Source organism: Deinococcus seoulensis (assembly GCF_014648115.1).
GTDB lineage: Bacteria > Deinococcota > Deinococci > Deinococcales > Deinococcaceae > Deinococcus > Deinococcus seoulensis.
This window is the reverse complement of record NZ_BMQM01000008.1, coordinates 14,881-30,007: the sequence shown is the minus strand read 5'-3', so window position 1 is coordinate 30,007 and position 15,127 is coordinate 14,881. Positions and strand designations below refer to the sequence as shown.

Sequence of the window (15,127 nt, the reverse complement as noted above, 5' to 3'; positions counted from 1 at the left end):
CGTTGGCACTGGGCAGGTATTTCGCGGGCGTTCGTGGTGAGGATCGGGCGGGGACGGCCACGCCTCACACGCCATCCTCCGATTTCGCCGCGTGCGCCCCGCGCGCTGCGCGCACGACGGGCTTGGTGGTGACGACGGTTAGGTCAGCCAGCCTCCTGGCTCCCCTTGAGGGGAGCTGTCAGCGAAGCTGACTGAGGGGTCCCGCTGCGCAGCAGCCTCCCTTCCCACGCCCCCCTTCCTGTACAGCACCCCGGCCCGGTTCCTGCGTGCGGGCTACGCTGGCCTCATGAGTGTTGATGGTCTGCCGGAGAAGTTTGACGTGATCGTGCATCCTGCGGCGGAGTTGCGTGGGGAGTTGCGGGCGCAGCCGAGTAAGAATTACACGACGCGGTACCTGCTGGCGGCGGCGCTGGCGGACGGGGAGTCGCGGGTGGTGGGCGTGGCGACCAGCGAGGATGCCGGGGCGATGCTGCGCTGCCTGGGGGACTGGGGCGCGGGTGTGGAGCTGGTAGGTGGGGACGCGGTGATCCGGGGCTTCGGGGCGGGGCCGCGTGCGGGTGTGACGTTGAATCCGGGGAATGCGGGAGCGGTGGCGCGGTTCCTGATGGGCGTGGCGGCCCTGACGACGGGCACGTCGTTCGTGACGGACTACCCGGATTCGCTCGGAAAGCGGCCGCAGGGGGATCTGCTGGAGGCCCTGTCGCGGCTGGGGGCGCGCGTGCAGAGCTGCGACGGGATGTTCCCGCTGTCCATCTCGGGGCCGGTGCGGGGTGGTGTGGTGGAGGTCAGTGCGGAGCGCAGCAGTCAGTACGCGTCGGCGCTGATGTTCCTGGGGCCGCTGCTGCCCGACGGGCTGGAGTTGCGTCTGACGGGGGACATCAAGAGTCACGCGCCGCTGCGGCAGACGCTGGATACGCTGGCGACGTTCGGGGTGCAGGCGTCCGCCAGTGACGACCTGAGCCGCGTCTCGATTCCGGGTGGGCAGGCGTTCCGGGCGGGGCGCGTGCTCGTGCCGGGGGATTATCCGGGCAGCGCGGCGATCCTCGCGGCGGCGGCCACCCGGCCCGGCGAGCTGCGCCTGTCGAACCTCCGCGAGCATGACCTGCAGGGTGAACGCGAGGCCCTGAACGTCCTGCGCGAGATGGGTGCGGACCTGACCCGCGAGGGCGACACCGTGGTCGTGCGTGGCGGGCGGCCCCTGCACGCGGTCACGCGCGACGGGGACGGCTTCACGGACGCCGTGCAGGCCCTGACGGCGGCGGCGGCCCTGGCGGACGGCACGACCACCTGGGAGAACGTGTACACGCTGCGCCTGAAGGAATGCGACCGCATCAGCGACACGCGCCGCGAACTGGAGGCTCTGGGCCTGACCGTCACCGAGACGCAGGACAGCCTGACCGTCACGGGCACACCCAGCCTCGCCGGGGGCGTCACCGCAGACGGGCACGGCGACCACCGCATGATCATGCTGCTGACCGTGCTGGGCCTCAGCGCCCAGGCACCCATCCGCATCACGGGCGCGCATCACATCCGCAAGAGCTACCCGATGTTCTTCCGTCACCTCGAATCCCTCGGGGCGAGGTTTGAGTACCCGGAAGCCACGCGCGCCTGACATTCAGGACACCGGAAAGCTGCCCTGAACGGGGCGGCTTTTTCGTGTCTGGTGGCGGGTTGGAGGGGCTTTTCTGGAGTGCGTTCAGAAGCCGGGGTGGGACGTCTGTCCCGCTCCTATGCTGGGGCGTACCGGACGTAGCCGGACGGCGGGTCACTAGCACCTGTTCCGGCCCGGTGCAAGGGCACCTGAGCGGCGCGGCGCGTGCCGGTCAGGGCACAATCCACGGGAGTGTTCACAGGAGGTTCCAATCATGACTCAGTTCAGTAATCCCGATGTCGTCGGTGATTCCCCCGCCTGGCTCAGTTTCATCTGGATCGCGTTTCTGGTCAGCATCAGCCTGATGCTGCTGGGCATCTTCTTCATTCCCGTGGACTGGTGGGTCAAGGGGTACCTGTACATGGGCACCCTGTTCCTGACCGCCAGCACCCTGACGCTCTCCAAGAGCCTGCGCGACAAGCACGAGTACGAACGGCTCGTGAACCGCGTCAAGAGCGCCCGCACCGAGCAGGTGCTCAGCAAGTTCGAAAGCTGATCAATCGGAGTCCGTATGAGGCGGGCAGGGGAGAGGCGCCGTTCTGCTGCCTGCGGTCCCTGCGGGTGGCGTGAAGCTCGACTTGAGGCCGCTGGTGGACGCGGCTCATGAGGGCCTGCTCTGCTGGGGTATGTCCTCAACTCACGCTGCCATGCGCCGCGCTGCCACGCGTCAAACTACGCTTCAGGCTGACCGCCCGCTGCCGTCCTTTCCGTCTGCGCCACCTGTCCGCAGGCTGGGCCGCGCCGCCGGTACGGCCCTGCTGGCGGCGGCGCTGGCCGCAGCAGGTACCGGCGGCGCGCAGGGTGCCTCGCCGGACGGGCTGAGCGTCCCGGACGGGTTCAAGGTCACGCTGTTCGCCGACGGGTTCAAGAAACCGCGGTTCATGGTCGTCGCCAGTAACGGTGACGTGCTGATCAGCGACCCGTCCGCCGGGACGGTCACGGTCATGCCGGACCGTGACCGCGACGGGAAGGCCGACAGCAGGCAGGTGTACGCCAGCGGACTGAACCAGCCGCACGGCCTCGCCATCCAGGGTGGGTTCCTGTACGTGGCGAACACGGACGGCGTGGTGCGTTTCCCGTACAGGGCCGGGGACACGAAGGCCAGCGCCGCGCCGCAGAAGGTGGTGAACCTGCCGGGCGGCGGCGGGCACTCCACCCGCACCGTGGAGTTCGGCCCGGACGGGCGGATGTACGTGTCGGTGGGCAGCACCTGCAACGTCTGCGAGGAGAGCGACCCGAAACGCGCCGCGATCTGGGTGTACGACGCCGACGGAAAGAACGGGAAGCCCTACGCGACGGGCCTGCGAAACGCGGTCGGTATCGAGTGGTTCGGGGGTCAGCTGTTCGCCACGAACAACGGCCGTGATCAACTGGGTGACGACCTGCCGCCCGAAGGCTTCTACCGCGTGAAGGACGGCGGATTCTACGGCTGGCCGTACTGTTACACCACCCAGCCCGGACAGGCGCAGGTCTGGGACAAGGACTTTGGCCGCAAGTCGGCCGACACCTGCAAGGCCGCCACGCCCGCCTTCTCACTGACCACCGCGCACTCCGCGCCGCTGGGACTGGCGTTCTACGACGGCAAGACCTTCCCGGCCGAGTACCGGGGGCAGATGTTCGCCGCGCTGCACGGCAGCTGGAACCGCAGCGTCAAGAGCGGCTACAAGGTCATCATGATCGACCCGCAGAGCGGTAAGACCACGGACTTCCTGACCGGTTTCCTGAAAGGGCAGACGGTGTCGGGCCGCCCCGTCGATCTGGTCGTCGCGGCCGACGGCGCCCTGCTGCTCAGTGACGACGGCGCCGGACGCGTCTGGCGGATTCAGGCCCGCTGATCTGCCCCGCTGCCCTGCCCCGCTGCCCGCGCCCGTTCAGAGCGGGCGCGCGTTTCGTGTCGGTGTGCAGCTTCGTTCTGGGCAGGCTCGCGCTAGACTGGAGAGCGTGTTTGTTACTGGCGTTCAGTCCTTCCCGTTCCGGCCCGGCCGCCGGACGCCTGAACTGGGCGGCCCCGCCGGGCACCCGCCCCGCCGGGTGAAGCCGTGAAGCTCAGCCGCCTGCCGCCGGGTTTCGCGCTCGACACGGCCGCGCAGGGCCTCTCGCTGCGCGAGGAGAGCGTGCAGGACGTCACGCGCCACTGGACCGACGCCGGCTGGCACGCCGAGGCGACCGTCATGGACGCCGGGCAGGCCTACCACGCCACCGTGGACCTGCTGCCCCCACCGGACCCGCAACTGCGCGGCAGTTCCTGTACCTGCGGCCGGTACCGCTGCCGCCACGTGGCCGCGCTGGTCCTGGCGACCGACCCGCCCGACGGGCCGCGCCCCGCACCCACCGAACCCGCCGGTGACGCCCCGCCCACCGAGGAACCCCTGGACGCCCGCACGCAGCAGTGGCTGGCGTCGTTCACGGAAGTCCGCGCGCCCGCCCGTGGGCGGCAGTTCGAGCTGCGGTACGTGCTGCGCTTCCTGCCGCCCGGCACCAGCGTCGGCGGCACGCGCCGCGTGGCCGTGCAACTCACGCGCGTGCCGCTGCGCGGAGACCTGCCGGACCTGAGCGGCGCCGAACGGTACTCGCTGCCCCGCAACCTCGCCAGCGCGCCCGCCTTCGTGCGGCGCGACACGCACCTGCTGCGCCTGCTGGACGTCGCCACGACCGCCACGCACGAACCCGGCCGCTGGCAGGACGAACTGCACGTCCTGGGTGACCACCCGGCCGCCGACCTGCTGATCGAGAGCATGCTCGAAGCCGGCCGTCTGTGCTGGGAACGCCCGGACACGCTCCTCACGCGCGGCCCGGACCTGCACGGGCATCTCGCCTGGATGTCCGACGCGCGCGGCGCGCAGACGCCCACCCTGCACGTCCCGGACGCCCCGGACACCGTGATCCTGCCCACCCCGCGCCCCTGGGCCGTGCAGCGCCCCGCCCTGGACAGCCAGCCCGGTACGGCCCAGTCGGGTACGGCCCAGTCAGGGGCCGCCGGGCCGCAGTCGCGCCGCCGGGCCGCGCCCACACCCGCCACGCTGCTGTGCCGCGTGCAGACCGACACGCCCCCCGATCAGGTCGCCCGGTTCCTGACCGGCCCGGTCCTGCCGCCCGCGCAGGCGGTGGCGCTGGCGCACGCCATCACCGCTTCGGGGCTGAACCTGCCCATCCCGCAGACCGTGCGCGTGCGCGAGGAACGCCTGCCGTACACCCCGCAACTGCACCTGAGTGCCGTGCCCGCCACGCACCACACCCCCGGCATGCGCCCGGAACCCACCACGCTGCCCACCGCGCACCTGCGGCACGCCTACGCCGGAATGACCGTCCCGGACGCGCACGCCGAGGGCGGCGCCGGACCCACCGTGTACCGCGACGGCGTCCTGACCCGCGTGGCCCGCGACCGGGACGCCGAACGGGACGCCGAACACGCCGTCGCCCTCGCCGGATTCATGCGGGTCGAGGAAGCACTTGCAGACGCGTACCACGTCACCGTGCCCGAACCGGGCAGCCTGCTGACCCTGGGTGAAGAGGACGCCTGGATGGACTTCATGCGCCAGGGCCGCGCCGACCTCGAAGCGCAGGGCGTGGCCGTGCACGTCCACCCGGACTTCCCGCTGAACTTCGCCGAGATCACCGACTGGTACGGCGAGACGAACGACTCCTTCGGCGGCTGGTTCACGCTGGACCTCGGCATCGTCGTGGACGGCACCCGCATCAGCCTGATCCCGGTCCTGGCGGACCTGATCGCCCGCCAGCCGGGATTGTTCACGCCCGAGGCGCTGGCCGAACTGGACGACACCGAGACCCTGCACGCCGCCCTCGACGACGGCCGCCGCGTCGCCCTGCCCGCCGGACGCATCCGCGCCATCCTGGGCGTGCTGGTCGAACTCAACCTGCGTGACCTGCCGCCCGGCCCGCTGCGCCTGCCGCTGCTGGACGCCGCCCGCGTCGCGCAACTCGAAGAGGCCGTGCAGGCCCGCTGGCTGGGCGCGGAACGCCTGCTGGAACTGGGGCGCAAACTCCGGGATTTCAACGGCATCCGCGACGTCACCCCGCCCGCCAACCTGAACGCCGACCTGCGACCCTATCAGCGTCAGGGCCTCGCGTGGCTGCAATTCCTGCGCGAGTACGGCATGGGCGGCATCCTCGCCGACGACATGGGCCTGGGCAAGACCGTCATGACCCTGGCGCACCTGCTGGTCGAGCAGGCGTCGGGCCGCGCGGACCGGCCCAGTCTGGTGGTCGCGCCGACCAGCGTGATCGGGAACTGGCAGGCCGAAGCGGCGAAGTTCGCGCCGGACCTGCGGGTGCTGACGCTGCACGGCAAGGACCGCCGCGCGCTGTTCCCACAGATTCCGCAGCACGACCTGGTGCTGACCACGTACCCGCTGCTGCCGCGCGACATCGACGAACTGGGCGCGTTCAACTACCACCTGGTGATCCTGGACGAGGCGCAGAACATCAAGAACGCCCGCACCGCGGCGGCCAAGGCGGCGGGCGCCCTGAACGCCCGGCACCGGCTGGCGCTGACCGGCACGCCGCTGGAAAACCACCTGGGCGAGCTGTGGTCGCAGTTCAACTTCCTGGCGCCGGGCCTGCTGCACGACGAGAAGACCTTCCGGGAGCTGTACCGCACGCCCATCGAGAAGCGCGGTGAGGCGGGCCGCCGCGCCGCGCTGGCCGCGCGGGTCCGGCCGTTCATCCTGCGCCGCGAGAAACGCGACGTGGCGCGCGAACTGCCGCCCAAGACCGAGATTCCGGTCCGCGTCACGCTGGACGGCGACCAGCGGGACCTGTACGAGACGGTGCGCGTCACCACCGAGACCCGCGTGCGGGAGGAACTGCGCGCCCGGGGCCTGTCACGCAGCACCATCGCCATCCTGGACGCCCTGCTGAAACTCCGTCAGGCCGTCACGGACCCGCGCCTCGTGAAACTGGACGCGGCGCGCAGCGTGGAAGGCAACGCGAAATTCGAGTGGCTGAGCACCAACCTGCCGCAGATGGTCGAGGAGGGCCGCCGCGTGCTGATCTTCAGCGGGTTCGCCACGCTGCTGGGCCACCTGGAAGACTGGCTGCGCGAGCAGCGCATTCCGTACTCCATGATCACGGGCAGCACCCAGGACCGCCAGAGTCAGATCGAGGCGTTCCAGAGCGGCCGGACGCACGTGTTCCTGATCACCCTGAAGGCCGGCGGGGTCGGCCTGAACCTCACGGCGGCCGACACGGTCATCCACTACGACCCGTGGTGGAACCCGGCCGCCGAGGATCAGGCGACCGACCGCGCGTACCGTATCGGGCAGGACAAACCGGTGTTCGTGTACAAGCTGATCGCGGCGGGCAGCGTCGAGGAACGCATCCTGGACCTGCAGGCACGCAAGGCCAGTCTGGCGCGCGGCATCCTGGACGGCGGCCTGAGCGACGCCACGCAACTGACCACCGCCGACCTGGACCGCCTGTTCGCGCCGCTGGAAGACGGGACCGATGAAGATGGGGCGGACGGAGACAGGGCCGATGAAGACAGGGCCGACGATGACGGGGTCGGCGGCGACCTGACCCGCCCGGACGTGCTGGTCCGGCGGTGATACGGACTGCCGTTTGTTTCGCCAACAATCCGGAACTTCACCGGATTGCCAGCTCCACGTCCGGAACCCGTTTTTCTCCTGCTCGCATCCGCTCGGACCCAACGGGCTTTGCCGCCCATTCAATCGGAGTCCGTATGAGACGCACCCACCGACGGGCCGGGCGGTGTAGACCGGCCCCCGCGCCCCGCTTGAGTCCCGCCCGGCCGGGGCGCTATGCTGCGCCGCATGAACGCGAACGGCAAGTGGTGGTGGCCCGGTTTTCCCTGGGCTTGACACGTCTGCTGTTCCCGCACGGAACGCGCCCAGGTGGATCACTCCACCGGGCGCGTTCTCTGTACGGCCCACCCCACCTCACCCGGCCACCCGGCCCCCGGCGGCGACCCCCAGGAGCGTCATGACGAACCCCACCCACCCCCGCACCCCGCACGCGCTGGCCGTCGCCGCGCAGGAACTCAACGCCGACCTCGACACGCCCGTCACCGCGTACCTGAAAGCCGCGCAGGGCGAACCCGTCGCCTTCCTCCTCGAGAGCGTCGAGGCGGGCGAGACCCTCGGCCGGTACTCGTTCATCGGCGTGGGCGAACAGGGCCGTTTCGAGGCGCGCGGCACGCACGTCACCAGTAGCGGCACCTTCGGCACGCACGACGGCCCCGTGCCCGACCCCCTGGCGCACCTGTACGCCGCCGCCACCCGCCCCGCCCCCGTCCCGGCCGGACTGCCTGCCCTGATCGGCGGGGCCGTCGGGTACGCCGCGTACGACCTGATCCGCGCGTACGAGACCCTGCCGGACAGCAACCCGGACGAACTGGGCGTGCCCGACGCGTGCTTCATCGCGCCGCGCGGCATGGTCATCTTCGACCACCTCAAGCACCGCCTGATCGCCGTCGCCACCGCCCCGCAGCAGGCCGACGCCGACGCCGAGGTCGCCGCGCTCGTGCAGCGCCTGCGCGGTCCGCTGCCCTACGTGCCGGGCCAGAACCCCACGCCCGCCCCCACCTTCACCAGCAACTTCACGCCCGACACCTACCGCGACGCCGTGAACCGCGCCCTGGACTACATCCGCGCCGGAGACATCTTCCAGGTGGTGCCCAGCCAGCGTTTCAGCGCGCCCCTGGGTGACCTGCACCCGTTCGCGCTGTACCGGGCGCTGCGCCGCGTGAACCCCAGCCCGTACCTCGGGTACCTGCAACTCGGGCCGGTCACGCTGGTCGCCAGCAGTCCCGAGAGCCTGCTGGCCAGCGACGGCCGCACGGTCACTACCCGCCCCATCGCCGGCACCCGCACGCGCGGCACCACCCCCGAACACGACAACGCCCAGGCCGCCGAACTCCTGGCCGACGAGAAGGAACGCGCCGAACACCTCATGCTCGTCGACCTGGGCCGCAACGACCTCGGCCGGGTCAGCCGGTACGGCAGCGTCCGCGTGCACGACGCCTTCACCATCGAACGGTACAGCCACGTCATGCACATCGTCTCCAGCGTCACCGGTACCCTCCGGGACGACCAGACGCCCCTGCACGCGCTGGCCAGCGTGCAACCCATGGGCACCGTCAGCGGCGCACCCAAGATCCGCGCCATGGAAATCATCGACGAACTCGAACCCACCCGCCGCGGCCCCTACGGCGGATCTTTTGGCTACATCGCCCTCGACGGCAGCATGGACATGGCCCTGACGCTGCGCACCATGGTCATCACGGGCGGGCAGGTTCACATCCAGGCCGGAGCGGGCGTCGTCGCCGACAGCGACCCCGCCAGCGAGGAACTCGAAACCCGTAACAAGGCCGCCGCCCTCATGCGCGCCGTCGAACTGGCCGCCGGAGGGCTGTGAGTGCGGAGTCGGGAGTGGCCCACCACCCGGCCCGGCCGTTCAGGCGCCCACCGTCCCGAACTGCCTGAGCTGCCGTGCCCAAGCTTCAGTGCCGAAACTCCCGTGCCGTCACCTACCCGGACACCCGCTCCGCGTGCATGAAAGGACACTCACGATGACCACCCCCGCTGTTCCCACGCTCCAAACCCCGCACCCCGCGCCCCGCATCCTGCTGATCGACAATTACGACTCGTTCACGTACAACCTCGTGCAGTATTTCGGGGAGCTGGGCGCGGACCTGACCGTGTGGCGCAACGACGCGTTCACGCTGGACGAGGTGCGCACCCTGAACCCGGACGCGATCGTGGTGTCGCCCGGCCCGTGCACGCCCACCGAGGCGGGACAGAGCGTGGCCGTGATCCGCGAGTTGGGGCCGAGCGTGCCGACGCTGGGCGTGTGCCTGGGCCACCAGAGTATCGGGGAGGCGTTCGGGGCGCAGGTGGGCCGCGCGGTCCTGCCGGTCCACGGCAAGACCAGCCCCGTGCGGCACGACGGGTCCGGGCTGTTCGCGGGTCTGCGGGACGGGGTGACGGTCACGCGGTACCACTCGCTGGTGGTGCGGGACCTGCCGCCGGAACTGGTGGCGACCGCCTGGACGACCGACCCGGACGAGGAGGTGGTGATGGCGCTGCGGCACCGTGAATTCCCGGTGTTCGGCGTGCAGTTCCACCCGGAGAGCATCGCCACGGAGGGCGGCATGGACATGATCCGGAATTTCCTGGCGGAAGTGCGCGCGTTCCACTCGGCGCGGGCCGCGCGGGTGACGGGGGCAGGCGCATGATGCACGCCAGACTGATGAACGGCGAGCGGCTGTCGCAGGAGGACGCGGCGGCGTTCATGCGCGAGGTCATGGAGGGCGACATGAGCGGCGTGCGGCTCGCGGCGGCCCTGGCAGCCCTGCGGGTACGCGGCGAGACGGCCGAGGAGATCGCGGGCTTCGCGCAGGCCATGCGGGAGAACGCGGTGCGCGTGAACGTCACCCCCCGCCCGGTCCTGCTGGACGTGGTCGGCACCGGCGGCGACGGCGCGCACACCTTCAACATCAGCACCACGACGGCGTTCGTGGTGGCGGGCGCGGGCGTGCCGGTCGCCAAGCACGGCAACCGCGCCGCGAGCAGCCGCGCCGGCAGTGCCGACGTGCTCGAAGCGCTGGGCGTGAACCTGGACGCCAGCCCGGAGGTCGTGGCGGACGCCGTGAACACCCTGGGCATCGGGTTCATGTTCGCCCGCAACTACCACCCGGCCCTGCGGCACGCGGCGGCCGTCCGCTCGGACCTGGCGGCCAGGACGGTGTTCAACATCCTGGGGCCACTCAGCAACCCGGCGGGCGCGACGCACCTGGTGGTGGGCGTGTTCCGGCCCGAACTGACGCGCACGCTGGCCGAGGTGCTGCGCCTGCTCGGCGCGGGCGGCGCGACCGTCGTGTACGGCGACGGCCTGGACGAATTCACGGTCAGTGGCGTGAACACCGTCTCGGGCCTGCGGGACGGTGAGATCATCGACCGGACCCTGCACCCCGAGGAGGTCGGCGTGGACCTGCACCCCAGAGAGGCGATCGTGGGCGGCTCGCCCGACGAGAACGCGCAGATCACCCGCGCCCTGCTGACCGGCGGCGGCACGCCCGCCCAGCGGGACATCGTGGCGCTGAACGCCGGGGCGGCCCTGCGCACGGCGGGCGCCGCCGACTCCATCCGCGCCGGGGTGGCACTGGCCCGCGAGGTCATGAGCAGCGGGGCAGGCTGGGACGTGCTGCAACGCTACGCGGCCCGCACGCGCGGCAGCTGACACGGACTCCGGTTGAATGGCTTACAAAGCCGCTGGGTCCGAGCGGACTCGTAGAGCTGCGCCGCAGAGCGAGGAGGAGCCGAAGCGGGCGCCGGACGTGGAGTTGGCGGGGGCGGCGCTGTCCCGGGTGGAGGGCGAAATAAACGGCAGTCCGTATGACCAATGGTGAGGACAGGTTCATCACTTCAGGGCAGACCAGCGATGAACAGGCAGTGTTTACCCCTCCCCCTTGAGGGGGGAGGTTGGGAGGGGGTGAGCCGGAATGGCGTTACAGAAGACGTGTTCCAGGCTTTTCCCCTCTGGCGCCCGAACAGTGTCCGCACCATTGGTGACACGTCCGGCCGGAAACGGGGGCTGCCGGGCGTGCGTTAACACCGGCTGAATGCCCGCCGGTTCCGGCCCCTGCGGGCGGCGTTTAGCGTGGGGGTCGGAGGAACCCCCATGTCCCAGAGCATCACCCCGCCCGGCGCCGACCGGGCTCTTACGTTCACGGTGAACGGCGAGCGGCAGGAAGTCCATGTTCCCGTGCAGGCGACCCTGCTGGACGTGCTGCGTGAGCGGCTGCACCTGACCGGCACGAAGAAAGGCTGCGATCACGGGCAGTGCGGTGCGTGCACCGTGCATGTCGGCGGTCAGACGCACCTGAGTTGCCTGACGCTGGCCCTGAGCTGCGAGGGCCGCGAGGTCACGACCATCGAGGGCCTCGCTCCGGCGGGCGGGGAACTGCACCCGATGCAGGCGGCGTTCATCGAGCATGACGCCTTCCAGTGCGGGTACTGCACGCCGGGCCAGATCATGAGTGCCGTGGCGTGCGTGGAGCAGGCGCAGGCCGGGAACGCGGACGCCATCCGCGAGTTCATGAGCGGCAACCTGTGCCGCTGCGCGGCGTACCCGCAGATCGTGGCGGCCATTCAGGACGTGGCCGGGCAGTCCGCTCAGGGTGCAGGCACCGCCGGAGCGGCCCAGTGAGACCCTTCGCGTACGTCCGCGCGCAGGAGCTCAGCGAGGCGGCCGGGCAGCCCGGTCGGTTCCTGGCGGGCGGCACGACCCTGATCGACCTGATGAAACTGGACGTGGAACGCCCGGCGCAGGTGACGGACATCACGGCGCTGCCCCTGGCGGACATTGCCGAGCACGGCGGTGGCGTGTGGATCGGGGCGCTGGCGAGTATGGCGCAGGTGGCCGATCACCCGCTGATCGCGGCGCGGTACCCGGCGCTGCGCAGCGCGCTGCTGGCGGGCGCGTCGCAGCAGATCCGCAACATGGCCAGCATGGGCGGGAACGTCATGCAGCGCACCCGCTGCCCGTACTTCCGGGATACGTCGTTCACGGCGTGCAACAAGCGCGAGCCGGGGTCCGGGTGCGGCGCCATCGAAGGGAACCACCGCAAGCAGGCGATTCTGGGCACGTCGGACGCCTGCGTGGCCCTGCACCCGTCGGACGCCAGCGTGGCGCTCGTCGCGTACGACGCCACCCTGACCCTGCGCGGCCCGGACGGCGAGCGTGAGGTGAGTTTGCAGGACTTCAACCTGCTGCCCGGTCAGACGCCTCACCTGGAACACGACCTGCGGGAAGGCGAACTGATCACCGCGCTCAACCTGCCCGCCCCGCCCGCCGGGAACGGCGTGTACCTGAAGGTCCGCGACCGCGAGAGTTACGAGTTCGCGCTGAGTTCCTGCGCGGCCCTGCTGGACGTGCAGGGTGGCGTGATCCGCGCGGCCCGCGTGGCGCTGGGCGGCGTGGGCACGAAACCCTGGCGGTCCCCGGAAGCCGAGGCGGCCCTGACCGGCCAGCCCGCCATCCGTGAGACCTTCGAGGCGGCCGCCCGCGCCGCGCTGGCCGGGGCGACCCCGCTGGAGCAGAACGCCTTCAAGGTCACGCTGACCGCGAAGGTGATCGTCCGCGCGTTGCTGGCCGCACTGGCAGGCGAACCGGCCGACGGGCACGGCGACGGCCAGAGTACCGATCAGGGAGGAACCGCATGACCGCCGGAGAGCAGAAGAAGTACGTGGGTGCGCGCGTCAGCCGCGTGGACGGCCCCGCCAAGGTGCGCGGCGAGGCCACCTTCGCCGCCGAGCATGACATCCCCGGCGCGCTGCACGCCGTCCTGATCAGCGCCGCGTGCGCGCACGGCCGCATCAGCCGCCTGGACACGGAGGCGGCGCGGCAGGTGCCGGGCGTGCTGGACGTGTTCAGTTACCAGTCGGACAGCTGGAAGATGAACAAGCTCAAGGGCTACCCGAAAGGTCCGGCCGGGACCAGCCTCCTGCCGTTCCAGGGGCCGGAGATCTCGTACCGGGGCGAGCCGGTCGCGCTGGTCGTCGCGCAGACGCTGGAAGCTGCCCGGCACGCCGCGCTGCTCGTCGAGATCGAGTACGAGCAGCGCCCGCACCACGCCACGTTGCAGGCCGCGCTGGACGGCCCGTTGCTGGCCCGCAAGCCCATGCCGCCGCTGGGGCACTCGCGCGGGAACGCCGGGAAGGTGCTCAAGGGGGCCGGTCACGTGACGGAGCGCACGTACGACACGCCCACCCAGCATCACAACCCCATGGAAATGCACGCCGTGATCGCCGACTGGGACGGCGACGAGCGCGTCACGATCTACGAACCCACCCAGTGGATGCAGTCCGCGCAGGGCACCCTGGCCGCCGCGCTGGGCCTGGAAGCCGAGAACGTGCATGTGGTCAGTCCGTTCGTGGGCGGGGGGTTCGGCAGCAAGGCGACCAGCTGGCCGCACCTGCTGGTCACGGCGCTCGCCGCGCGCACCCTGCGCCGCCCCGTGAAACTGGTCCTGACCCGCGCGCAGATGTTCGCGGCCGTCGGGTACCGCGCCGCCACCCGCAGCGAGTACCGGGCCGCGCTGGACGGCGACCGCATCAGCGCGCTGGAACTGCACGCCCACACCCAGACCGGCCCTGCCGACCTGTTCCCCGAGCAGGTCGGGACGGTCCCCAAGATGCTGTACGACACCCCGAACATGGAGTTCAGGCAGACGCTCGTGCAGACGAACGCCGGGCCGAACATCATGATGCGCGCCCCCGGCGAGGCCAGCGGCAGTTTCGGCCTGGAAGTCCTGATGGACGAACTGGCCGAAGCTGCCGGACTGGACCCCCTGGAATTCCGCCGCCGCAACCACGCCGACACCGACCCGGAAAGCGGCAAACCGTTCTCCAGCAAGCACCTGCTCGAATGCTACGACCGCGCCGCCGGGGCGTTCGGCTGGCAGGACCGCACGCCCGAACCGGGCAGCATGAAAGACGGCGACACCCTGATCGGCTGGGGCATGGCGACCGCCACGTACCCCGTGTACGCCAGCGCCGCCACCGCCCGCGCCCGCCTGCACGCCGACGGCCGCATAGACATCGAGGCCGGATCGCACGACATCGGGACCGGCACGTACTCCATCCTCGCGCAGATCGCCGCCGACGCGCTCGGCACGGACCTGGACCGCGTGACCGTGAAACTCGGGGACAGCCGCCTGCCCAAGAACGGGTACAGCGGCGGCAGCCGCACCGCAGGCAGCGTCGGCAGCGCCGTCCTGGCCGCCGCGCAGGGCCTGCGGCAGGAACTCGTGGACCTCGCCGTGAACGACCCCGAAAGCCCCCTGCACGGCGCGGCGCCCATCGACATCGAGGCGCGGGAGGGCGCGCTGCACGCCGGAACCCGCACCGACACCCTGAGCGCCGTCCTGACCCGCGCCGGGAAAACCCAGCACGAGGCGTACCGCGAGATCATCCCCAACGGCGGCGGCCAGAAGGAACTCGACGCCCTGAAAAAAGGCCAGGACGGCATGATCCAGGCCGTCACGGACACGCACGCCCGCTACTCCTTCGGCGCGGTATTCGTCGAGGTGCGGGTCGACCCGGACTTCATGACGCCCCGCGTGTCCCGAATTGTCGGCGCGTTCGACGTGGGGCAGGTCCTGAACGCCAAGACCGCCGAGAGCCAGCTGACCGGCGGCCTGATCTGGGGCGTGTCCGCCGCGCTGCACGAACAGGGCGAGACCGACCCCGCCACGGGCCTGCTGCTGAACAGCAACCTCGCCGACTACCACATTCCCGTGAACGCCGACATCCGCGAGGTCCGCGCCATCACCCTGGAAGGCCACCCGGACTTCCACACCAGCGCCCTCGGCGCGCGCGGCGCCGGTGAACTCGGCATTGTCGGCACGGCCGCCGCCATCGCCAACGCCATCCACCACGCGACCGGCAAACGCATCCGCAGCACGCCCATCACCGTGGACAAACTGCTGGACTGACC

General features: G+C 70.9%; 10 protein-coding genes. All 10 read left to right on the top strand.

The features are described from left to right. Window positions 1–286 precede the first annotated feature (286 nt). On the top strand, window positions 287–1,612 hold the full coding sequence (aroA, locus tag IEY70_RS07790; protein ID WP_189064447.1) for a 3-phosphoshikimate 1-carboxyvinyltransferase: 1,326 nt from the start codon (window positions 287–289) through the stop codon (window positions 1,610–1,612). A 253-nt stretch (window positions 1,613–1,865) separates the two neighbouring features. Then, window positions 1,866–2,147 carry a YiaA/YiaB family inner membrane protein gene (locus IEY70_RS07785; protein ID WP_189064446.1) on the top strand — a complete coding sequence of 94 codons (282 nt, stop codon included), beginning with the start codon at window positions 1,866–1,868 and terminating at the stop codon, window positions 2,145–2,147. A gap of 151 nt (window positions 2,148–2,298) precedes the next feature. Then, on the top strand, window positions 2,299–3,486 hold the full coding sequence (locus IEY70_RS07780; RefSeq protein ID WP_189064445.1) for a PQQ-dependent sugar dehydrogenase: 1,188 nt from the start codon (window positions 2,299–2,301) through the stop codon (window positions 3,484–3,486). A 204-nt stretch (window positions 3,487–3,690) separates the two neighbouring features. After that, window positions 3,691–7,215, top strand: a complete 3,525-nt coding sequence (locus IEY70_RS07775; RefSeq protein ID WP_189064444.1) for a DEAD/DEAH box helicase — start codon at window positions 3,691–3,693, stop codon at window positions 7,213–7,215. A 394-nt stretch (window positions 7,216–7,609) separates the two neighbouring features. After that, entirely contained in the window at window positions 7,610–9,043 is a 1,434-nt protein-coding gene (trpE, locus tag IEY70_RS07770) for an anthranilate synthase component I (RefSeq protein WP_189064443.1), read from the top strand. Window positions 9,044–9,197: 154 nt separating this feature from the next. Continuing rightward, window positions 9,198–9,863, top strand: a complete 666-nt coding sequence (locus IEY70_RS07765; protein ID WP_189064442.1) for an anthranilate synthase component II — start codon at window positions 9,198–9,200, stop codon at window positions 9,861–9,863. After that, on the top strand, window positions 9,860–10,867 hold the full coding sequence (trpD, locus tag IEY70_RS07760) for an anthranilate phosphoribosyltransferase (protein WP_189064441.1): 1,008 nt from the start codon (window positions 9,860–9,862) through the stop codon (window positions 10,865–10,867). The genes IEY70_RS07765 and trpD overlap by 4 nt, the downstream gene beginning before the upstream one ends. Window positions 10,868–11,308: 441 nt before the next feature. Continuing rightward, window positions 11,309–11,836: a (2Fe-2S)-binding protein gene (locus tag IEY70_RS07755; protein WP_189064440.1), complete on the top strand. Its 528-nt coding sequence runs from the start codon at window positions 11,309–11,311 to the stop codon at window positions 11,834–11,836. Further along, complete coding sequence (locus IEY70_RS07750) at window positions 11,833–12,852, top strand: FAD binding domain-containing protein (protein ID WP_189064439.1); 1,020 nt, start codon at window positions 11,833–11,835, stop codon at window positions 12,850–12,852. Before IEY70_RS07755 ends, IEY70_RS07750 begins: the two co-directional genes overlap by 4 nt. Next, a complete protein-coding gene (locus IEY70_RS07745) occupies window positions 12,849–15,125 on the top strand; it encodes a xanthine dehydrogenase family protein molybdopterin-binding subunit (RefSeq protein WP_189064438.1) in 2,277 nt (758 codons plus the stop codon). Before IEY70_RS07750 ends, IEY70_RS07745 begins: the two co-directional genes overlap by 4 nt. Window positions 15,126–15,127: the final 2 nt, after the last annotated feature.